Source organism: Loktanella sp. DJP18, from assembly GCF_049310965.1.
In the GTDB taxonomy this organism is placed as follows: domain Bacteria; phylum Pseudomonadota; class Alphaproteobacteria; order Rhodobacterales; family Rhodobacteraceae; genus Loktanella.
The window spans coordinates 59,465-81,833 of sequence record NZ_JBMERN010000010.1 but is presented as its reverse complement, the minus strand read 5'-3'; the positions used below and the strand labels follow the sequence as shown (position 1 = coordinate 81,833).

The 22,369-nt window shown below is 62.2% G+C and carries 18 protein-coding genes; 13 read left to right on the top strand and 5 right to left on the bottom strand.

Annotated features, from left to right (window positions below; translation table 11 throughout):
* Positions 1 to 22: 22 nt before the first annotated feature.
* Genes ACOI1H_RS04900 through ACOI1H_RS04890 form a run of 3 tightly spaced genes read right to left on the bottom strand, consistent with a single transcriptional unit; the run spans position 23 to position 2,403 of the window.
* Positions 23 to 874, bottom strand: coding sequence for an HpcH/HpaI aldolase/citrate lyase family protein (locus tag ACOI1H_RS04900; RefSeq protein WP_422435605.1), 852 nt, complete (start codon positions 872 to 874; stop codon positions 23 to 25).
* Positions 871 to 1,386: a MaoC family dehydratase gene (locus ACOI1H_RS04895; protein ID WP_422435610.1), complete on the bottom strand. Its 516-nt coding sequence runs from the start codon at positions 1,384 to 1,386 to the stop codon at positions 871 to 873. Before ACOI1H_RS04895 ends, ACOI1H_RS04900 begins: the two co-directional genes overlap by 4 nt.
* A complete protein-coding gene (locus ACOI1H_RS04890) occupies positions 1,387 to 2,403 on the bottom strand; it encodes a LacI family transcriptional regulator (protein WP_422435604.1) in 1,017 nt (338 codons plus the stop codon). It abuts the gene before it with no gap.
* Positions 2,404 to 2,569: 166 nt separating this feature from the next.
* Here ACOI1H_RS04890 and ACOI1H_RS04885 point away from each other — a divergent pair, with 166 nt between their 5' ends.
* From ACOI1H_RS04885 to ACOI1H_RS04825, 13 genes are all read left to right on the top strand, one after another.
* The gene (locus tag ACOI1H_RS04885) at positions 2,570 to 3,802 is read left to right on the top strand and encodes an ABC transporter substrate-binding protein (RefSeq protein ID WP_422435603.1); all 1,233 of its coding nucleotides are present in this window, start codon (positions 2,570 to 2,572) and stop codon (positions 3,800 to 3,802) included.
* 94 nt (positions 3,803 to 3,896) lie between these two features.
* Positions 3,897 to 4,826, top strand: coding sequence for a carbohydrate ABC transporter permease (locus tag ACOI1H_RS04880; protein ID WP_422435602.1), 930 nt, complete (start codon positions 3,897 to 3,899; stop codon positions 4,824 to 4,826).
* Complete coding sequence (locus ACOI1H_RS04875) at positions 4,819 to 5,844, top strand: carbohydrate ABC transporter permease (RefSeq protein WP_422435601.1); 1,026 nt, start codon at positions 4,819 to 4,821, stop codon at positions 5,842 to 5,844. The genes ACOI1H_RS04880 and ACOI1H_RS04875 overlap by 8 nt, the downstream gene beginning before the upstream one ends.
* Entirely contained in the window at positions 5,841 to 6,920 is a 1,080-nt protein-coding gene (locus tag ACOI1H_RS04870) for an ABC transporter ATP-binding protein (protein WP_422435600.1), read from the top strand. The genes ACOI1H_RS04875 and ACOI1H_RS04870 overlap by 4 nt, the downstream gene beginning before the upstream one ends.
* A complete protein-coding gene (locus ACOI1H_RS04865) occupies positions 6,917 to 9,301 on the top strand; it encodes a beta-mannosidase (RefSeq protein WP_422435599.1) in 2,385 nt (794 codons plus the stop codon). Before ACOI1H_RS04870 ends, ACOI1H_RS04865 begins: the two co-directional genes overlap by 4 nt.
* Positions 9,302 to 9,311: 10 nt before the next feature.
* Positions 9,312 to 10,055: a sugar phosphate isomerase/epimerase family protein gene (locus ACOI1H_RS04860; RefSeq protein WP_422435598.1), complete on the top strand. Its 744-nt coding sequence runs from the start codon at positions 9,312 to 9,314 to the stop codon at positions 10,053 to 10,055.
* Between the two features lie 12 nt (positions 10,056 to 10,067).
* A complete protein-coding gene (locus ACOI1H_RS04855; RefSeq protein WP_422435597.1) occupies positions 10,068 to 11,210 on the top strand; it encodes a Gfo/Idh/MocA family protein in 1,143 nt (380 codons plus the stop codon).
* Positions 11,207 to 12,250: an L-glyceraldehyde 3-phosphate reductase gene (gene mgrA, locus ACOI1H_RS04850; RefSeq protein WP_422435596.1), complete on the top strand. Its 1,044-nt coding sequence runs from the start codon at positions 11,207 to 11,209 to the stop codon at positions 12,248 to 12,250. Before ACOI1H_RS04855 ends, mgrA begins: the two co-directional genes overlap by 4 nt.
* 4 nt (positions 12,251 to 12,254) lie before the next feature.
* Positions 12,255 to 13,853 (top strand): glycoside hydrolase family 43 protein, encoded by a 1,599-nt coding sequence (locus ACOI1H_RS04845; protein WP_422435595.1) that lies wholly within the window; start codon positions 12,255 to 12,257, stop codon positions 13,851 to 13,853.
* A gap of 48 nt (positions 13,854 to 13,901) precedes the next feature.
* Complete coding sequence (locus ACOI1H_RS04840; protein WP_422435594.1) at positions 13,902 to 14,927, top strand: LacI family DNA-binding transcriptional regulator; 1,026 nt, start codon at positions 13,902 to 13,904, stop codon at positions 14,925 to 14,927.
* Entirely contained in the window at positions 14,924 to 16,219 is a 1,296-nt protein-coding gene (xylA, locus tag ACOI1H_RS04835; protein ID WP_422435593.1) for a xylose isomerase, read from the top strand. The genes ACOI1H_RS04840 and xylA overlap by 4 nt, the downstream gene beginning before the upstream one ends.
* Positions 16,220 to 16,232: 13 nt before the next feature.
* Positions 16,233 to 17,285 (top strand): sugar phosphate isomerase/epimerase family protein, encoded by a 1,053-nt coding sequence (locus tag ACOI1H_RS04830; RefSeq protein ID WP_422435592.1) that lies wholly within the window; start codon positions 16,233 to 16,235, stop codon positions 17,283 to 17,285.
* A gap of 73 nt (positions 17,286 to 17,358) precedes the next feature.
* On the top strand, positions 17,359 to 18,480 hold the full coding sequence (locus tag ACOI1H_RS04825) for a Gfo/Idh/MocA family protein (protein ID WP_422435591.1): 1,122 nt from the start codon (positions 17,359 to 17,361) through the stop codon (positions 18,478 to 18,480).
* A 2-nt stretch (positions 18,481 to 18,482) separates the two neighbouring features.
* Here ACOI1H_RS04825 and ACOI1H_RS04820 read toward each other — a convergent pair whose 3' ends face one another.
* Together ACOI1H_RS04820 and ACOI1H_RS04815 are read right to left on the bottom strand one after the other, a co-directional pair.
* On the bottom strand, positions 18,483 to 18,857 hold the full coding sequence (locus ACOI1H_RS04820; RefSeq protein WP_422435590.1) for a response regulator: 375 nt from the start codon (positions 18,855 to 18,857) through the stop codon (positions 18,483 to 18,485).
* Entirely contained in the window at positions 18,826 to 22,308 is a 3,483-nt protein-coding gene (locus ACOI1H_RS04815) for a CheR family methyltransferase (protein ID WP_422435589.1), read from the bottom strand. The genes ACOI1H_RS04820 and ACOI1H_RS04815 overlap by 32 nt, the downstream gene beginning before the upstream one ends.
* Positions 22,309 to 22,369 lie beyond the last annotated feature (61 nt).

Here is a 22,369-nt window from a genome sequence, read left to right as displayed (position 1 = left end):
GTGGCGTATGATTGTTGCCGGGTCAGCTGTGGTCGTGCCGGGTACCAAGGCGCAGGATCTTTTGGGCCTGCACCAGATGCGGCTGATCCAGCATCTGTCCATCCAGCGATGCCACGCCGCTGCCGGCCATCGCGTCGACCACCCGTTGCGCGTGGGTCATCTGGTCCGCCGTCGGCGTGAAGGCGGCGTTGATGATCGGTACCTGCGCCGGGTGGATCGCGAGTTTCCCGTCGAATCCTTCCGTAAAGGCGGCCTCGGCTTCTCGGATCAGCCCTTTGGTATCGCCCAATCCGGTGAATGGCCCATCGACGGATGCGACGCCCGCTTCCTTGGCTGCCAGCAAGGCTAGGGTGCGCGCCATCGCGAAGGGCGCGCGCCAGCGGCCGTCGACATCGCGGTTCGAAAATGCACCCAGATCGGCGGCAAGGTCCTCGGCCCCCCATGCCATGCCACCAAGCGCCGGGTGCGACCAGTCGGCGGTCATCAGTTGCCGAACGGCCCGGACGGTCTCTGTCGCGATGATCAGGATCGGCGCATTGGATCCCGCCGCTGCGATCAGATCGGCAGTTCGCGCGATATCCGCCAGACATTCGCACTTCGGCAGGACATAGCCGTCGGGTCTGCCCGGGGCCGTGGCGGCGATATCCTCGTCCGTCCGCCCGGTCGACAGCGCATTGATCCGCACGAAACGTGCCATGGGGGCAGGTGTCGCCAGCCAATCGGCGGTCAAACGGCGCGCGGCGTCCTTGTTTTCGGGCGCGACGGAATCCTCGAGGTCGAGGATCAGCGCATCGGCACCGGTACCGCGCGCCTTGTCCTGTTTGCGCGCGCTGTCGCCGGGAACGAACAGGTAGGAGCGATGCGGAAACATCATGCCGCCGGCCGTCCCTTCATCAAGGCCGCGCGGTCGCAGACGGCGCACAGTTTGTCTTCCTGATTAAAGCAGCGATGGCGGAAGGTGACGATCCCCTGTCCGGGGCGGGATGCACTGGGTCGCAGCGCCACGACCTCGGTGGTCACATGGATGGTATCCCCTTCGAACAAGGGATGCGGAAAGTTCACATCGGTCATGCCAAGGTTTGCGACTGTGGTGCCCAGGGTCGTGTCGTTCACCGTCATGCCGACAAGGCAACCCAGCGTGAAGAGCGAATTCACGATGGGCCTGCCGAATTCCGTCTGCGCTGCGGCATGGGCGTCGATGTGAAGGGGCTGCGGATTCATCGTCAGCAGGGAAAACCATCGGTTGTCGGTTTCCGTGATCGTCCGCGTCCAGGGATGATCGAAGGTCATCCCGACCGCGAAATCATCGAACCATAAACCAGCCATGCGCCCTCTCCTCCGATGCCCTCGCGCTGCATCCTGCCCCGTCGCGGTCTGGGTTGCCAGTCACAACCCCGGATCGGCGGGCACGTCTAAGTGTTGCATGGGCTGCGCCATAGGCTGGCGTACCAGTGCCATAGCAGCCTGCGACAAGAAATCGCCCGCCGCCGAGACATCCTCGGCAATCGCCAGCAGGCGGGGGCGCACGCGGCGCAGAAAGACGATCGCTTCCTTGGTGAAGACGTCGATGTCGTCGCCAAGTGTGCGACCGCAGGATTCCAGCGCCGCGACGGCAGCCAGGGCGGAATTGGTAGAGCCGCAGATGACTCCGTCCGGTGCGTCCCGCCCGGCCAGCAGTCTGCTCAGCAACGCTTCGACCTGATCGACAGGCGAATCACTGCTCAGGTCCGGCATCACGTTTATGACGGCACCGGCCGTCCCGGCAGCAGCGCATGCGCCCGCGACCATGGCCTGTGCGTAGGACTGATCCATGGGCGGCGCGACGATCAGAAGCCGTTTTCGCCCGTGGCGAACCAACGTCCGCACGCCGAGCGCCCCGAAGGCACCGTTGTCGAAATCGAACCAGGCGTGTTCGTCGGCCCAGTCGCTGCGCCCGTGGGTGGCAAAGGGAAACTTGCGGTCCAGCAAGTAGCGGATGCGCGGGTCCTGTGGCTGGATCTGGTTGAAGATCACCGCGTCGGCGGACCCCGATTCGACGATATAGCGGATCGGCTTCATCGGGTCTTCGTCCACGAAATAGGGCGTGATGTTCAGGTGAAACGGCGTATCCCGCAAGCCGCCCGCGATCGAGGAAATCAGCTTGGCCGTATGGTTCATCACGTCGTGTTCGGTCGACAGGACAAGCGAGATCACGTTGGTGCGGCCGGTCCGCAACCGCACGCCCGCGCGGTTCGGCACATACCCGATCTGGTCCGCCACAGCGCGTACGCGCGCCCGGGTATCGAGGCTGATGTCCTCTGCCCCTGACAGCGCGCGTGACACAGTCGGCACCGCAAGACCCGTCAGGCCTGCAATGGTCTTCAACGTCGGCTTGCGCGGATCGCCTGGCGTGGCCTTGTCCAATCGCGTGTCCTCCCCACCGGACGCCCGTTCTGCAATTTCACGCTGCATGAACAGGCATCGGCATGATCACAGCTTATTTTTCAATCGATGGAAAAAACAGACTTGTTTGCGCAAACATCTTCGGAGTAGCCTTCCTACAACGATTTAGATCAGGGAGGTTAGAATCGTGAAACTCAGCACTAAACTGCTATCGGCCACGGCGATCTGTGCCGCGACAAGCGCGGGCGCAGTCGATCTGGAGGTCATGCACTGGTGGACGTCGGGGGGGGAGGCCGCTGCCGTCACGAAGTTCGCGGAAGCCTGGAACGCTACGGGCAACACCTGGGTCGACGGTGCCATTGCCGGCGGCGGTGATACCGCGCGTCCGATCATGGTCAGCCGGATCATCGGTGGCGATCCGCCCGCCGCATTCCAGTTCAACCATGGCCGCCAGGCCGAAGAGCTGATCGAGGCGGGCCTGCTTTTGGATCTGACCGAGGTGGCCGAGGCAGAAGGCTGGAAGGACATCGTCAATCCGCCGTCGCTGCTGGATTCTTGCACCGTGGACGGTCGCATCTATTGCGCGCCGGTCAACATTCACTCCTGGAACTGGATGTGGCTGTCGGGTCCGGCTTACGAAAAGGCCGGGATCGAGATGCCGACCGACTGGAACGGCTTTCTGGAAAGCGCCGAAGCGCTGCGGGCGGCTGGCGTCACGCCGCTTGCCATGGGTGGTCAGGCCTGGCAGCAATCCGGTGCCTTCAACAACGTGATGGCCATTGCCCTTGCCGGCAAGGACGCATGGTTGTCCGTGATGCAGGACAAGAATGCCGAAACGGTCATGGGCCCGGAATACACGGCCGCCTTCGAAGCCTACGCCGCCGCGCGCGAGCTTTCGAACGGCATCAACGTGCAGGACTGGAACCAGGCCACCAACGCGCTGATCAATGGCGAAGGTGGTGCGCAGATCATGGGTGACTGGGCGCAGGGCGAATTCGCCGTCGCCGGCATGACGGCGGGCGAGGACTACGGTTGCCTTCCGGGTCTCGGGCTCGGCGCCTTTCTGCAGACCGGGGGCGATGCGTTCTACTTCCCGGTGAATGACGATCCGGAAATCACCGCGGCACAGAAAGAACTGGCAGCCCTGCTGCTGTCTCCCGAAGTGCAGGTGTCGTTCAACTCGGTCAAGGGCTCGCTGCCGATCCGGGGCGACGTCGACCTGACGACCGTGAACGAATGCACGCAGAAGGGCCTCGACCTTCTGGCCAACGGCCAGACGTTGCCTGCAAGCGAGCAGTTGATTGCGCCGGACACGATCACCCAGCTCAACGATCTGATGACCGAGTTCTGGAACACGCCCGCCATGACGGCGGCCGAAGTGCAGCAACAATACGCGGACATCATCGCACAAGCCGAATGATGATCGCTGCATGACGTGTGCGGGCCGCCCGGTGGGTGGCCCGCATTCATCGGCGAGGGAAGACGCCGAAAGACCAGCCGCATCGGGGGGGCCCATGACGACAACTGACATCCGTCCGGATACCGGACGCAGCGCAACCGTGCGCCGACCGACCCGCTTCTTGCGGAATCTGTCGTCCAAACTGGCGATGCTGCCGCTGATCTTTACCGCGATGGTGATCTTTCTGGGCGGCACACTTTGGACCGTCGTCTATTCCTTCACGAATTCCGGTCTGTTACCCCGTTTGAAGTGGGACGGGCTGTCGCAATACGAACGGCTCTGGTCCAGCCGCAAATGGATCGTCTCGATCGAGAATCTCGCGATCTACGGCGTCTTCAGCCTGATCGGCACGCTCGTCATCGGCTTTATCCTGGCCGCCCTGCTGGATCGCAAGATCCGAGGCGAAGCGGTTTTCCGGTCGATCTTTCTTTACCCCTTCGCGCTGTCATTCATCGTGACCGGGCTTGTCTGGCAGTGGATCCTGAACCCCGAACTGGGCCTGCAAAGCGTCGTGCGCGACCTGGGCTGGACCACCTTCACGTTCGACCCGCTGAACAACCCCGAGATCGTCATGTTCGGCCTGCTGATTGCGGGCCTGTGGCAGGGCACCGGCCTGATCATGTGCATCATGCTCGCCGGGCTGCGCGGCATCGACGAGGATATTTGGAAAGCTGCCCGCGTCGACGGCATCGGCACCGTCAAGACCTACATCCGCGTCATCATCCCGATGATGCGCCCGGTCTTCGTGACCTCGCTGGTCCTGATCGGCGCCGGCATCGTGAAGCTTTACGATCTTGTCGTCGCGCAGACCTCTGGCGGGCCCGGCATCAGTTCCGAGGTGCCCGCGAAGTATGTCATGACGGCGATGTTCGGCGGCCAGAACCTGGGTCAGGGCTTTGCCGCATCGTCGATGATGCTGCTGATGGTCGTGATCATCCTGATCCCCTGGGCCTACCTTGAATTCGGAGGCAAGAAGCATGGCTGACGTCGGAATCCTTGCCACGACAAAGGCGGCAGAACAGCCGGTCCATCGCACCCTCGACGCCGGGCCGCGCGGGGCAAAACCCAAAAAGCGCATGAGCCGCAGCAATATCATCATCTACGGCACGCTGTTCGTCATGTCGTTGTATTACGCCCTGCCACTTTACGTGATGATCGTGACCTCGCTGAAGGGCATGCCCGAAATCCGCATGGGCAACATCTTTGCCCCACCGCTAGAAATCACCTTCCAGCCTTGGGTAAAGGCCTGGCAAGAGGCTTGCACCGGCATCAACTGCGACGGCCTGTCGCGCGGCTTCTGGAACTCTGTCCGCATCCTGATCCCGTCGGTCATCGTCTCGGTCGCCATCGCTTCGGTGAACGGCTACGCCCTGTCGATGTGGAAGTTCAACGGGTCGGAGGTCTTCTTTACCATCCTGATGATCGGTGCCTTCATTCCCTATCAGGTCATGCTTTACCCCATCGTGATCCTGCTGCGTGATGGCGGCACCTTCTTTACGGATACCTGGCAGAATATCTGTCCGATCATCACGCTGGGCCAAGGAACGTGCAACGGCGAGGTTCAGCTTTACGGATCGCTGACAGGCCTCGTCCTGGTCCATGTCGCCTTCGGGATGCCGATCAACACATTGCTGTTCCGCAATTACTTTTCGTCCATCCCGGAGGAGCTGTTCAAGGCCGCCCGCGTCGACGGCGCCGGGTTCTGGGCGATCTTCTTCAAGATCATGATGCCCATGTCGCTGCCGATCTTCGTCGTGGCGCTGATCATTCAGGTGACCGGCATCTGGAACGACTTCCTGTTCGGGGTGACCTACATCTCCTCTCCCGACCGCTATCCCATGACCGTGCAACTGAACAACATCGTCAACTCGGTGCAGGGTGTGAAGGAATACAACGTCAACATGGCCGCGACGCTACTGACCGGCCTTGTCCCCCTCGTCATCTATTTCGCCTCCGGAAAACTCTTCGTCCGTGGCATCGCAGCAGGAGCCGTCAAGGGATGAGCCATTCCGTCGAAATCAAGAACCTCGATCTGTCGTTTGGCGCAGTGAAGGTGTTGCAGAACCTCAATCTGGATGTGCATGACGGGGAATTCCTCGTCCTGCTGGGCTCTTCGGGCTGCGGCAAGTCCACGCTGCTGAACGTGATCGCTGGCCTGCTGGAACCGACCGATGGTCAGATCTGGATCAAGGGCCAGAACGTGACCTGGGCGGAGCCGAGCGAACGCGGCATCGGCATGGTGTTCCAGAGCTACGCGCTTTATCCGCAAATGACGGTCGAGGGGAACCTGACCTTTGGCCTGAAGAACGCGAAGGTGCCAAAAGCCGAGATCGCCAGGCGCGTCGCGCGCGCCGCCGATATCCTGCAGATCGAACCCTTGCTGAAACGCAAGCCGGGTGCCCTTTCGGGTGGTCAACGCCAGCGCGTTGCCATCGGGCGCGCACTGGTCCGCGACGTGGAGGTTTTCCTGTTCGACGAACCGCTGTCGAACCTTGACGCCAAGCTGCGCGCCGACCTTCGGGTCGAACTGAAGCGACTGCACAACAATCTGTCCAACACGATGATCTACGTCACCCACGATCAGGTCGAGGCGATGACGCTGGCCGACCGCATCGCGATCATGAAGGGCGGCAAGATCATGCAGCTTGGCACGCCCGCAGAGATCTATGGCAAACCGCAGAACCTCTATGTCGCGGACTTCATCGGGTCGCCCTCGATGACCTTTTTCGAAGGCACGATCAAGGGCGGCGCCATCGCCATTCCCGGCCATGACCTGCCGCTGGGCACCTATGAATTCAAGGAAACACCGGCTGAGGGCCGCCCTGCGATCATCGGCATCCGCCCGGAACACGTGCTGACCGGCGACAACCTGCGATCCGCCGCTTATACGACCGGTGTGACCGTCGATCTGGTGGAACCGATGGGGTCGGATACGTTGGTCTATTGCGAACTGGGGGGCCAGACCTTCCGTATCCGGATGGACGGGCAGGCGCAGGTTACCCCCGGCGACACGCTGACCATCGGCCTGAACCCTGCCTCTGCGTCCCTGTTCGACAAGACGTCAGAGGTGCGCCTGTGACGTCAGCCGACCTGTCAGGTGACTGGCGGCTGCGGTCCAAAGACGGCAAGCTGACGGCCCCGATGATCCTGCCCGGTGACGTGGTGTCGGCGCTGCATGACGCGGCGCTGATCCCCGACCCCTACGCCGGACAGAATGAATATGACCTGCGCTGGATCTGTGAAACCGACTGGATCGTGGAACGGTCCTTCACGCTGACCGACACTGACGTGGACCTCGTGATCTCGGAACTCGATACCGTGGCGACGGTGTGGGTCAACGACAAGGTCGTGTTAGAGGCGGCGAACGCCTTTCGCACCTACCGCGTGGCGCTGGGCGACGCCGCCCGCGTCGGGACCAACACCATCGCCATCACGCTGCATTCGCCCGTCGCCGCTGGCAAGGCGCTGTCGGACGCGCATCCCTTTCCGGTGCCGTGGTCCAAGAACTGCCCGATCCCCTACGGCAACTTCCTGCGCAAACCCGCCTGCGATTTTGGCTGGGACTGGAATATCGCATTGGCGACCTCCGGCGTCTATGGTCCGTTGCGGCTGGAACCGTCGCAGTCCGCGCGGATCGACCGCCTGGCCATCGCGCAGGACCACGGCGATGGCGTGACTGTCACGGTCGGCGTCCATACGACCCATCACGACGGCCCGGTCACCGTGGACTTCGCGGGTCAGACCTCGACGGTCCAATGTCGTGCCGGAATCTCTGAGGTGACGATCAAGGTCGCGAATCCGATCCTGTGGTGGCCTGCGGGTCTTGGCGAACAGCATCTTTACGACCTGACCGTCACCGCCGGCACAGCCACAGCGACCCGCCGCATCGGCCTGCGTCGGATGGAGCTGATTGCAGAACCCGACGCTGCCGGCCTTGGATTCAAGATCCGCGTCAACGGTCACGACACGTTCTGCAAGGGGGCCAACTGGATCCCCGCCGACGCGCTGCCGGGGCGCATTACTGACGCCAAGACTCGCGACCTGCTGCAATCCGCCGCCCGCGCCAACATGAACATGGTTCGCATCTGGGGTGGCGGGCGGTATGAGCCGGACAGCTTCTACGACGCCTGCGACGAACTTGGCCTGCTGGTCTGGCAGGACTTCATGTTCGCCTGCAACCTCTACCCCTCCGACCCTGCCTATCTGAAAGAAGTGCGGGCCGAGGTGCATGACAACGTCGCCCGGATGCACCATCACGCCTGCCTTGCGCTGTGGTGCGGCGACAACGAACTGGTCGGCGCGCTGGGCTGGTATGACGTGTCGCGCAATGACCGTGACCGCTACCTCGTGAACTACGACCGCCTGAACCGCTGCATCGAGGATGCGCTGCGCGAAACCGACCCGTACGCCAACTGGTGGCCGTCCAGCCCGTCGACCGGGCCGCTGTCCTTCGGCGATGCCTGGCATGACGACTCATCAGGTGACATGCACTTCTGGTCCGTCTGGCACGAAGGGCGCGACTTTGACCACTACCGCGACGTGTCGCCTCGCTTCTGTTCCGAATTCGGATTCCAGAGCTACCCGTCGATGGACATCGTCCGCCGGTTCGCCGATCCGCAGGACTTCAACATCGCCGCCCCGGTGATGGAAAGCCACCAGAAGAACGCCGGTGGCAACGCCCGGATTGCGGAAACCATGTTCCGCTATTTCCGCTTTCCCGTTGACTTTGAAAATTTCGTCTATGTTTCACAGGTACAGCAGGCACTTGCAATCAAGACCGCCGTCACCCAGTGGCGCGGACTGAAGCCGCATTGCATGGGCACGTTGATCTGGCAATTGAACGACACATGGCCGGTGTGTTCGTGGGCCTCGCTCGACTATGGCGGTGGGTGGAAGGTGCTGCATCACCTATCTCAGGCCTTCTATGCGCCCGTCACGGTGGTCGTCATGCCCGAGGGCGATGACCTGGTGTTGCGGGCCGTCAATGACCGGCGTGACGGTGTGACGGTCAAAGTCACCGCCTGGGCCTGCGCGATGGACGGCAGCACGCGGGATCTGGGGCAGGGGGCCGCAGAGGTGACGGACAGCGCCGTCGCGGTGCTGCGCGTGCCAAAGGCCGCACTGGACGCGCAAGAGATGCTGTCCTTCGGCTGGACGGCCAGCGACGGAGCCCACGGCGGCGACGTGTTTGCACCTCGGCCCTACAAGGCCTACGATCTGCTGCCGACACATCTGACCTGCGACACGACGCGCGACGGCGATGCCCATGTGCTGCACCTGACCGCGCAAAACATGGCCTTCTTCGTCACGGCAGAGGCGTCCGTCCCCGGCCGTTTCGACCGCAACGCCATTCATCTTGGCCCCGGCCATACCGCGACCCTGCGGTTCACGCCGCATGACCCGGACGCGACACCCACCTTCACGCTGCGCGACCTGCACAGCGCCACCTGTACCACCTGAGGACATCCCGATGACCGACTTTTCCTACCAGCTTTACAGCTCTCGCAACTTTGGCCCGCTGACCGACACGCTCGGCATGCTGGCAGCGCTTGGCTATGCCCATGTCGAAGGTTACGGCCCCGTCTACGAAGACCTCGACGCCACAAAGAAGGCACTGGTCGAAACTGGCCTGACCATGCCATCCGGCCATTTTTCAATGGATATGGTGGCCGGCGACGCCACCCGCACGATGGAGATTGCAAAAGCGCTGGGCATCAAGAAGATCATCGTGCCCTTTCTGATGCCCGACCAGCGTCCCACCGATGCCGAAGGCTGGACCGCGTTCGCCAAGCGTCTCTCGGCGGCGGGCCAGCCGTTGCAGGACGAAGGGTTCGACTTCGGCTGGCACAACCACGACTTCGAATTCAAGGCGTTGCCCACGGGAGAGTTGCCCATCGACCTGATCCTTGCACAGGACAACGTCGGGTTCGAATTCGACGTCGCCTGGGCCGCTGTTGCGGGCAAGGATCCGGCCGACGTGATTGCCCAATACGGCGACCGAATCATTGCCGCCCACGTCAAGGACCGCGCGCCGCAGGGCGAGAATGCGGATGAGGATGGTTGGGCCGACGCTGGCCACGGGACGCTGGACTGGCCCGACCATTTCAAGGCTTTGAAGACCGCTGGCTGCGATCTGTTCGTGATGGAGCATGACAAGCCTGCCGACGACAACCGCTTTGCCAGCCGCGCGCTGGCCTACATGCAATCCCTGTAGAAGAGACTTCCCATGACAACCATGAACGTCGGCCTGATCGGCTGCGGCAACATCTCGACCGCGTATCTGACGCTGGCGCCGACCTACAAGAACATCCGCTTCGTCGCCATTTCCGACATGAACGAGGATGTGGCGCTGGCAAAGGCCAAGGAATTCGGCCTGAAGGCGCGCACTGTCAGCGACCTGCTGGCCTCTGACGACATCGACATCATCGTCAACCTGACGATCCCCGACGCGCATTACGACGTGACCAAACGCATTCTGGATGCGGGCAAGCACGCCTATACGGAAAAGCCGCTGGTGCTGACCTTGAAGCAGGCAAAGTCCTTGGCCGACCTTTCGGCGGCCAAGGGCCTGCGCATCGGTTCCGCCCCTGACACCTTCCTTGGCGGCGCACACCAGCAGGCGCGCCAGATCATCGACGACGGCGGCATTGGCACCGTGACCTCCGGGACGGCACATTTCATGGGTCCGGGGATGGAGATGTGGCACCCTAATCCCGACTTCTTCTTCAAGCCGGGCGGCGGTCCGGTACTGGACATGGGGCCGTATTACATCACGAACCTCGTGCAGTTGCTTGGCCCGGTCAAACGCGTTGCGGCCATTTCCAGTGCGGCACAGACGTCACGCACGATCACGTCTCAACCCCGCGCGGGAGAGTCGATCCCGGTCGAGGTCGCGACCACGATCCACGCCCTGCTGTCGTTCGAGAGCGGTGCCACGATCACCCTGAACGTAAGCTGGGACGTGAAGAAGCACCGCCATGCCAACATGGAGCTTTACGGCGCCGAGGGTGCCTTGTTCGTGCCCGATCCGAACCACTTCGGTGGCGTGCTGGAACAGGCGGACGCCGCCGGCAACGTGACCGAGGTGCCGGTCTGGGATCACCCCTTCGGCAAGATCAACTGGGAGCTTGATGGCAAGAACCCGCGTGCGAACTATCGCACCGCCGGTCTGGCCGACATGGCCGCCGGGATCATCGATAACAGGCCGCATCGCTGCGGGCTGGAACTGGCGGTGCATGTCACGGACGTCATGACCTCGATCTTGAAATCGGGCGAGACGGGCCAGTTCGTCGACATGACGACAACCTGCGAACGGCCTGCGGCTCTCGGCCCCGATGCCGCCCGCGCCCTGCTGAAGGAAGACGCATGACCTATACCCCCGCCGAAGACCGCTATGACCGGATGACCTACCGCCGCTGCGGCGCGTCCGGGGTCAAGCTGCCCGCCGTGTCGCTGGGGCTGTGGCACAACTTTGGCGGGGACAGCAACCACGAGAACAAGCGCGCGATGTGCCGCACCGCGTTTGATCACGGCATCACGCACTTCGATCTGGCCAACAACTATGGCCCGCCGGCGGGCAGCGCCGAAGAGGCGTTCGGAGAGATACTGCGCACGGATTTCGCTGGCTATCGGGACGAGTTGATCATCAGCTCCAAGGCGGGCTACCGCATGTGGGAGGGTCCTTACGGCGAATGGGGCAGCCGCAAGTATCTGATCTCGTCCTGTGACCAGTCGCTGAAACGGATGGGTCTCGACTACGTCGACATCTTCTATTCCCACCGCTTCGACCCCGACACCCCGCTGGAGGAGACGATGGGCGCGCTGGCGGACATCGTGAATTCGGGCAAGGCGCTTTACGCCGGCATCTCCAGCTACAACACCGAAAAGACGCGCGAAGCGGTCGCCATTTTGGATGACATGGGTGTGCCGATGCTGATCCATCAGCCCAGCTACAACATGTTCAACCGCTGGGTCGAAACCGACGGGCTGAAGGATACGCTGGCCGACCTGGGCATCGGGTCCATCGCTTTTACGCCTTTGGCACAGGGGATGCTGTCGACGAAATACCTGGACGGCATTCCCGCCGACAGCCGCGCGGCGCAGGGTAAATCCCTGAGCCAGAGCCTGATCACCGACGACGCCATCGCCAGCATCCGCGCCCTGAACGACATCGCGCAAGCGCGTGGGCAGACGCTGGCGCAGATGGCGATTGCCTGGGTGCTGCGCGACGGCGGCATTACCACCGCGCTGATCGGCGCGAGCCGGCCAGAACAGATCGTCGATTGTGCCGGCGCTTGCGGCAACCTCGAGTTCACTGCCGACGAATTGGCGCAGATCGACCGACATGCGGGCGATCAGGCGATCAACCTCTGGGCCAAATCCAGCCTGTCCGACAACGCACCGGAGTAATCGCATGATCCGCAATCCGATCCTGCCCGGCTTCAACGCCGATCCCTCGATCTGTCGCGTGGGGGACGATTACTACATCGCGACCTCGACGTTTGAATGGTATCCCGGCGTCCAGATTCACCACTCGCGCGATCTTGCCAACTGGACACTTGTCTCCCGCCCGCTGAATCGTGCAGCGCTTCTGGACATGCGCGGCAATCCCGACAGCGGCGGCATCTGGGCCCCGTGTCTGTCCCACGCGGACGGCAAGTTCTGGCTGGTCTACACGGACATGAAGCGGCTGGAGGGCGACTGGAAAGACGCCCATAACTACATCACCACCTGCGAGACAATCGACGGTGACTGGACCGATCCCTGGTACGTGAATTTCAGCGGTTTCGATCCGTCGCTGTTCCATGACGACGACGGCCGCAAGTGGTTCTTGAACATGCAGTGGAACCACCGCCAGAAAGGGTCCGGCGTGAACCCGGCGAACGACCGTTTCGACGGCATCCTGTTGCAGGAATGGTCGCCGGACCGTGGGCTGTTCGGCCCCGTCACCAACATATACTCCGGCACCGACCGCGGCCTGACCGAGGCACCGCATCTTTTCAGACGGAACGGCTGGTATTACCTGACGACCGCCGAGGGTGGTACGGGATACGATCATGCCGTCACGCTGGCGCGGGCGCGGCAGATTGAAGGGCCGTATGAGGACCACCCCGACAAGCACGTCATGTCCACCAAAGGGGTCACCGACCACCCCGTCCAGCGCACCGGACACGGCCAGTATGTCGAAGGCCCTGACGGCACCGGTTGGCACACCTACCTGATGGGTCGCCCGCTGATGCACGACGGCAAGCCGTTCTGTGCCACCGGGCGCGAGACGGGGATCGCCCGCGTCGTGTGGCGCGATGACTGGCTGTATCTTGAAGGTGGCGGGCTGCTGCCGCCAGAGATGGTCGAAACCGATGCCGTGCAGGCCCCGCGGGCACCGGTCGTGCATGACCGCTTCGACCGCCTTCCGGATGAATTCCAATGGCTGCGCACGCCCTATCCCGACCGCCTGTTTCGCGTCGAAGGCGGTCAACTGATCCTGACCGGCCGCGAAAGCATCGGAAGCTGGTTCGAACAATCCCTTGTCGCGCGCAGGCAAGAGGATGCGGCCTACGACGCTGCGACGACGCTGGATTTCGCACCTGCGACCTATCAGCAGGGGGCCGGCTTTATCACCTATTACAACCGGCACAAGTTCCACGGGGCTTTCCTGACGTATGAAAACGGTCAGCGGTGCCTGACCCTGATCTCATGCAACGGTGACTGGCCTGCCGGGCATCTGGATCATCCGATCACACCTGTCCCGGTTCCCGACGGACCGATCACGCTATCGGTCGAGGTGCGAGGTGCGACCCAGCAATTCTTCTGGAACGCTGGGCGCGGTCGGCAACCGCTCGGCTCTGCGCGAGAGGCTTATCACGTCTCTGACGAGGGGGCGCAGGGCGAGCATGCGTCATTCACCGGGGCGTTTGTCGGCATGATGGCTTTCGACACGTCGGGACAGGCAGCAGAAGCGCGGTTCTCCGCGTTCTCCTACGCGCCGATGTCGCTGACACGGGAAAAATGATTGACGTTCCTCATTTCCTACCGTTATGCAGGCGGCAGGGAGAACGCGATGAACCGGCCAACGATCCACGATGTGGCGCGTGAAGCGCGCGTAAGCCTTGCGACAGTGGACCGCGTGCTGAACAATCGCGGCGGCGTGGCGGCTAAATCGCTTGAAAAGGTTCATCGCGCTGTCGACAAGACGGGGTATGTCCGGGACCAGTTTGCCGCCAACCTGTCGCGTGGGCGGGGTTACCGTTTCACGTTCCTGCTGCCCGCCGGGCAATCCGCATTCGTGCAGAACCTGACGGCCGCCATTACCGTTGAATCGCTGCGGATGCGCAAGGATCGCATCACGGTTGATGTGCGGTCCTCAAAGACCTTCGATCCGGCGGCACAGGTCGCGGCGTTGCGGCGGATCGATCCGGACCAGACCGATTGCGCGGCCGTCATGGTATCCGACGTGGCCCCCGTTCGCGCCGAACTGGCGCGACTGCGTGCCGCTGGCGTGCGTATCCTGTCGCTTGTGTCCGACGTGGCCGTCGGCAGCCGCGACGTCTATGTCGGACCTGACAACGAGGTCGGAGGCCGCATCGCCGGCAGTTTCATGGGGCGCTTCATGCGCAACCCGACCGGCGCGGTGCTGGTGATCGCCGGTTCGCTGGCTGCACGGGATCATGCGCAACGTCTGCTGGGTTTCCGGCAGGTGCTGGCGGCGGAGTTTCCCGGCCTTAGTCTGTTGCCCGTCGTTGAAGGCTTCGACGATCCGAAACGCATCGCCGCGCTGGCGGCGCAAGCGATGGCGGACGCGCCCTTGATGGGCATCTACGCCATCGGCGCAGGCAATGCCGGGCTTCTATCGGCGATGGGACAGACCAATTCAGTATTTCGTCCCGTCACGATCCTACACGAGTTGACCGATACGACCCGCACCGGCCTGCGGGACAACCTGTTCGATCTGGTGATTGACCAGGACCCGGCCCGCGCCATCACGCGGGCCATGACGATCATGCGCGATCTGGCGGACGGGCAGACCGTCACGCCCGATCGCGGCGATATCCCCCTCAACATCTTCATCAAAGAGAATGTCCAATGACCGAATTCTTCAAAGGCATCGCCCCCGCGAAATACGAAGGCGAAGGCAGCACCAACCCGCTGGCCTTCCGACATTACAATCCGGATGAGGTCATCATGGGCAAGCGGATGGAAGACCATCTGCGCTTTGCCGTGGCCTACTGGCACAGCTTCGTGTGGGAAGGCGGCGACCCCTTCGGCGGTCAGACGTTCCAGCGCCCCTGGTTCCCCGCCGACACGATGGACCTGGCCAAGAGCCGCGCCGATGCGGCTTTCGAGATGTTCCGCATCCTCGGCACGCCCTATTTCTGCTTCCATGACCATGACGTGCGGCCTGAGGGTGCCACCCTGTCCGAAAGCCGAGACCGCCTGAACGGGATCGCTGATTACTTCGAGACGAAGATGGCCGACGGCGGACCCAAGTTGCTGTGGGGAACGGCCAACATGTTCTCCAACCGCCGCTACATGAGCGGTGCGTCCACGAACCCGGACCCCGATGTGTTCGCCTATTGTGCGGCCACGGTGAAAGCCTGCATGGACGTCACGCACAGGCTGAACGGCGAAAACTACGTGCTGTGGGGTGGCCGTGAAGGGTATGAGACGCTGCTGAATACCGACCTCGACCGCGAATTGCAGCAGATGGGCCGGTTCCTGCAGATGGTCGTCGAATACAAGCACAAGATCGGCTTCAAGGGCGCGATCCTGATCGAACCGAAGCCGCAGGAGCCGACGAAGCATCAATACGATTACGACGTCGCCACGGTCTATGGCTTTTTGAAACGGTTCGGGCTGGAAAATGAGGTGAAGGTCAACGTCGAACAGGGCCACGCCATTCTGGCGGGCCATTCATTCGAGCATGAACTGGCGATGGCCCGCACGCTGGGCCTGTTCGGCAGCATCGACATGAACCGCAACGATTATCAATCCGGCTGGGACACCGACCAGTTTCCCAACAACACGCCAGAGGCGGCGCTGGCCTATTACGAAGTGCTGAAGGCCGGCGGTTTCACGACGGGCGGCACCAACTTCGATTCCAAGCTGCGGCGCCAGTCGCTGGATGCCGAAGACCTGATCGCCGCGCACATCGGCGGCATGGACATCTGCGCCCGGGGTCTCAAGGCGGCCGCAAAAATGCTGGAGGACGACGCGCTGGAGGCACCGCGCCGCGCCCGCTATGCCAAGTGGGATCAGGTTGACTATCTGGACGAGGGTGCCACCCTCGAGGGGATCGCAGCCCGTGCCGAAGGGCTGGACCCGCAGCCCGTGTCGGGCCAGCAGGAAAAGCTGGAAAACATCGTGAATCGCTACGTTTAAGAGAGGACACGTCATGAAGACCATCAAGGGACCCGCGCTGTTTCTGGCGCAGTTCGCAGGGGATGATGCCCCGTTCAACAGCTGGGACAGCATCACGAAATGGGCGAAATCCGTTGGATACGACGGGGTGCAGGTGCCAAGCTGGGATGCGCGGCTGATCGACCTCGACAAGGCGGCGACCAGCCAGACCTATTGCGACGAATGGAAAGGGCAGGCCGCCGACAACGGCATCGAAGTGACCGAACTGTCCACGCACTTGCAAGGGCAGCTGGTGGCGGTGCATCCGGCCTATGACCTGGCTTTTGACGGCTTTGCCGACAAATCCGTGCACGGCGATCCCAAGGCACGGCAGGAATGGGCCGTTGACCAGGTCAGGAAAGCGATCGACGCCTCTGCCATGCTTGGCCTGACGGCGCAGGCGACGTTTTCCGGCGCGTTGGCCTGGCCTTATGTCTATCCCTGGCCGCAGCGACCCGCCGGCCTGGTGGAGGCGGCCTTCGACGAGTTGGCGAAACGCTGGCGGCCGATCCTGGATCATGCGGACAGCAAGGGCATCGACCTGTGCTATGAAATCCACCCCGGCGAAGACCTGCACGACGGTGTGACCTTCGAGATGTTCCTGGAGCGGACCGGCAATCATACGCGCGCCAAGATGCTTTACGATCCGTCGCACTACGTCCTGCAGTGTCTGGATTATCTGGACAACATCGACATCTACAAGGACGTGATCGGCATGTTCCACGTCAAGGACGCGGAGTTCAATCCGACCGGCCGGCAGGGCGTCTATGGCGGGTTTCAAAGTTGGGTGAAACGCGTGGGGCGTTTCCGGTCGCTGGGCGATGGTCAGGTCGATTTCGGTGCGGTATTTTCCAAGATGGCGGCCAACGATTTCGACGGCTGGGCCGTGGTGGAATGGGAATGTGCGCTGAAGCATCCCGAGGATGGGGCCCGCGAGGGTGCGCAGTTCGTGCGCGACCACATCATCCGCGTGACGCCGCACTCGTTCGACGATTTTGCATCGGGTAGAACCGATGATGCCATGAACCGCAGGATGCTGGGGATATAGATGACGGGCACTGTGGGACCGGGGCCAGCCCCGGACCCCGGAGTTTATCGGGCCAGATGAAGGATATTACAGAATGACACGGATCAGATTGGGCATGGTGGGCGGTGGCAAGGGTGCCTTCATCGGGGCGGTGCATCGCTATGCGTCGCGGCTGGATGACCGCTATGAATTGGTGGCGGGGGCCTTGTCCTCCACCCCGGAGAAATCGCGGGAATCGGGGGTCGAACTCGGCCTCGCCGAAGACCGTATCTATGCCGATTTCGAAGCCATGGCCGAAGCAGAGGCTGCCCGCGAAGACGGGATTGAGGCGGTCGCGATCGTGACGCCGAACCACATGCACGCGGGCCCCGCCAAGGCCTTCCTGTCGCGCGGTATCCACGTGATCTGCGACAAGCCCCTGACCGCCACGCTGGAGGAGGCGCGCGACCTGACGAAGGTGGCGGAGGACGCCAAAGCCCTATTCGTGCTGACCCACAACTATACCGGCTATCCCCTGATGCGGCATGCTCGAAAGATGGTCGCGAACGGCGACCTTGGGACAATCCGCGTGGTGCAGGTCGAATATGCGCAGGACTGGCTGACGGAGGCACCGGACGCCGACAACAAGCAGGCCGACTGGCGCACCGACCCGGCGCGGTCGGGGGCCGGCGGTTCGACCGGTGACATTGGCACCCATGCCTATAACCTGGCGTGCTTCGTGACCGGCCTTGAACTGGAAAGCCTTGCCGCCGACCTGCAATCCTTTGTTCCCGGTCGCAGGGTCGACGACAACGGCCATGTGCTGCTGCGCTTCAAAGGCGGCGCGCGGGGGATGCTGTGGTGCTCGCAGGTTGCCCCCGGCAACGAGAATGGCCTGACCCTGCGCGTCTATGGCGACAAGGGCGGGCTGTCGTGGGGTCAGGAGAACCCCAACGTCATGGCATATACCCCACTGGGACAACCCACGCGCATCCTGACGCGCAATGGGGCCTCCGGTGCCACCGATGGCGTGCGGATTCCCGGCGGTCACCCCGAGGGTTATCTGGAAGGGTTCGCGAACATCTATCAGGCCGCGGCCGATGCGATCGAGGCTACGCGCGCGGGTCGCACATCCGATGCGGTCTATCCGACGATCCGGGACGGGCTTGCCGGCGTCATCTTCGTCGACGCCTGCGTGCGGTCATCGGCGGACAATGCTGCCTGGGTCACGGTCTGACGCTACTTGGCTGACGTCTCGGCCGCAAAAGCGGCCGCGATGTCGGCCAATTGGAAGGGCTTTTCAATCAGCTGAAAGGCCTCGATCTTGGCGATCTCGTTGCGGTTGTAGCCGGATGCAAAGACCACGTGGGTCCCACGCTCTGCCAGCATCAACCCAAGGGCCAAGCTGTTTTCGCCATTCCCGAGGTTCATGTCGAGAAGTGCGAAATCGAATTCGACACCTTCACACTTGGCCATGGCGGCGGTCAGGTTGTGCGCCATGTGCACGTCGAAACCGAGTTCATGTCGAAGCCCTTCGGAAACATCGAGCGCTACAATCACCTCGTCTTCGACATAGAGCAGTCTAGATTTCGAGGGAATTGAACAATGATTCATGCGGGATCTCGATCAGCGAATTTACGGGTATCTTGAGAACGCAGCGCAGCCCGGTTGGTTCCCAAAAGAATGCGACATTGCCATCCAGGCTGCCGGTGATGGTCGACCGGATCAATTGCGTGCCGAATCCGTCATCGGTCCCGTCCTGTGGCGCAGGCCCGCCGGTCTCGGCCCAAGTGAAGATATAGACATCGGATTCGCCATCGTCTTGGCGGAGCCACGTCAAGGTGATCTTGCCATGTGGCACAGAGAATGCCCCATACTTTGCCGCATTGGTCGCCAGTTCGTGAATCGCCATGCCCAGCGACAGGGCCGCACGGGCGTTGACCACGATTTCAGGCCCTTTCAGGTCGATCCGGTCGGCACCATAGACGGCTGTCAGTTCCGGTTCCAGAATCCGGCTCAGGCTGGCTGACGCCCAGTTCGACTGGGTCAGCAGCTTGTGGGTCTGCGCCAAAGCCTGAATGCGCTGCGCCAAGGCCCTGAACACGTCACGATCGACGGTCGCATCGCGACTGGCCCGCGACACAAGCGCCAGCACATTGGCCAGCATGTTCTTCACGCGATGCTGAAGCTCTTGCATGATACGGCGCAATTCAAACTGCAACTGCATCTGTTCGGTGATTTCACGCACGTTCACGCCGACTCCTGTCAACCCACCGTCGTGAAAGACGGGGTACCAGTCGGTTTCCCAGATCTTTTCGACGTCCGGTTCGTCGGCGGTCGTGCCGCGCAATTGCTTTCCTTCGATGCGCACCTTGTTCTGCAGGACTTCGCGGGCAAGCGCTTCCATCCTGTCGCGCAGCCCGGGGGACAGGGTGCCTAACGACTTTCCAAGCAGATCGGCAACATCCAGCCCTGCGATCTTGGCAAGTCTGCGATTGGCGCGCAGGTAGGTCAGGTCACGGCTCAACATGCCCATCGCCTGTGGGCTGACGTCATATAGATCCTCGATCTCGGCCAGTCGCTGGTTCGAGATGATCTTCTGCTGTTCGGCTTCTTCGGCAAGACGACGCAATTCGGTCACGTTGAACAAGGAGATCACGACCCCGCCATGCAGTGCCCGTTCGGATTGGAAGGGCACGATGCGCGCGCGGAAACTGTCGCCGGTCCTGCTTTCGTATTCCGGCTCCAGCATCTCTTCTCGCACCATCACGTCGCGGCAATCTTCGAGGATCTGCGCCACGTCGAGGTCGGACCCGATATCGTCCAGCGGACGGCCGATATCGGCGAAAACGAAGCGAAATTGATTGCGCGCTTCGGGTGTGAAGCGCCGCAGACGCAGATCTTCGTCCAGAAAGATCGTGCTGATCTTGGCGCTGGCGATAAAGTTGGTCATGTCGGCATGCGCGTCACGAATTTCGCCGATCTTGGCGTTCAACTCATCGTTCGTCGTCGTCAGTTCCTCGTTCGCCGACTGCAACTCCTCGTTCATCGACATCATTTCCTCGTTGGAGCTTTTCAGCTCCTCGTTCGAGGTTTCCAGTTCTTCTATCGCATTGCTCAGCCTGTTGCGCGCCGCGTCGAGTTCGACCTCGAGCTCTCTCAGATAGTGCTGATCGTCTTCGCCGACGGTCTGGCCTTGCGGATGATGTGCAGTGCCATCGACGGCAAGGTCTTCGAACACCACCAATGTCTGCCGGGTCGCGGTCTGGCGGCCCGTGATCCTGATCTGGCGCGGCTCGGAATCGATCGTGCCGTCGAAGGTGATAATCTGATTTTCGCCCTGTTTCTGTCCCAGCCGCAGCAGCCGACCCAGTGCGGTCTGCAATTCAGGCCGGATCAGATGCAGGACGGACAGTTGCGGGCGACCGGCACTGACGCGCAGGTAGGCGGTGGCGCGGTTCGAGGCGTAGACCAGATCCCCCTGCGACGACAGCACCATGTAGGGCGGCGCGAAATGATCCATGATCTCGGCCGTGCAGGGTTGCTGTTCCAGCGGCCGCACGTCGGTCGGTGCCGAGGATCGCGCCGCGACGTCGAAAAGCCTGTCGGACGCACGCAGGTCCAGCCGCGCGGGCGGTCCGGGCAGGCGGCGGAACATCCGGTGCCCGCGCGACATGTCGGCGAACAGGTCGGGGGTCCGCGTGATCGTCTCGCTGCTGCCCAGCACCAGAACGCCGTTTTCGCGCAGGCTGTAGTGAAACGTCCGCACCACAGAATCCTGAAGCGTGTTTTCGAAATAGATCAGCACGTTGCGGCAGGACAGCAGGTCGATTTGCGAAAATGGCGGGTCCTTGATCAGGTTCTGGTTGGAGAACCGGACCAGGTTGCGCAGCGATTCATTGACCCGGTAACCGTCTGCGCTGCTGCGAAAGTATTTGTGCAGCAGGTCCTGTGGCAGCCGGTCGGCAATCGCATCCGGATAGTGACCGGCCCGGGCGACACGCAGGGCGGCATCGTCGATATCCGTCCCGAAGATCGCGACGCCCGGCCAGACGTTCAGCCGTTCCATCGCCTCTCTGACGATGATGGCGTAGCTGTAGACCTCTTCACCCGTGGCACAGCCGGCAATCCAGATTCGCAGGTCGCCGTCATCGCCGGCTTTTTCGATCATCTCGGGCAAGATGACGTCGCGCAGTTCGCGGAACACGTCGTCATCGCGGAAAAAGCTGGTGACGTTGATCAGGATGCTGTTCAGCAGCAACTCGGCCTCTTGCGGGTGATCGATCAGGTGCCGCAGGTAGTCAGCCGCACGTTCCTTGCCCAGAATGGACATACGCACGGCAATCCGGCGCAGCAACGTTCCGGGTTTGTATTCCGAAAAATCGTGGCCGACCCGGTTGCGAAGGTGACGCATCACGCGCTGCACGAATTCGCTGTCGGTCATGCCGTCGGACGCCAGATTGTGGATGCGGTCAAAGAATTCTTCCAGCACGGGCACAATTTCGCGGGCGGGCAGGACAAGGTCGCAGGCCCCGGTCGCGATGGCCGCGCGGGGCATGCCGTCATATTTGGCCTCGTCCGGACTTTGCACCAACACGAGGCCGCCATTGTTCTTGATGTCGGACACACCGGTGCTGCCGTCACTGCCTGTCCCCGACAGGATGACGCCGACGGCATTCAGGCCCGAATGACGGGCGAGCGACGACAGAAAGTCGTTGATGGGTCGCCGCACGCCGCGGGGTTCCGAAAACCTTTCGGTGTGAAAGTGATTGTCGCGGATCGTCAGGATTTCACCCGGCGCAATCAGATAGACGTGACCTTCGGTGACGGGACACCCGTCATAGGCCGTCAGCACCGGGCTGGAGGTGCGCCGGTCCAGCAATTCCTGCATCAGGCTGTCATGGTGCGGGTCCAGATGTTGCACGATCACGATGGCCAGATTGTGATTGCCGGGAAGCTGGTCCATCAGGCTTTGGATCGCTTCCAACCCGCCTGCCGACGCCCCGATGCCGACGATGATCGGACTTGTTTCATCGGCGGTTTCACGTGCTGTGATCGGCGGCATGTCTGGTTCCGGCATCAGATCGTTATTAGATCACCTACATATAGCGCCAGTCCCGCTGGTC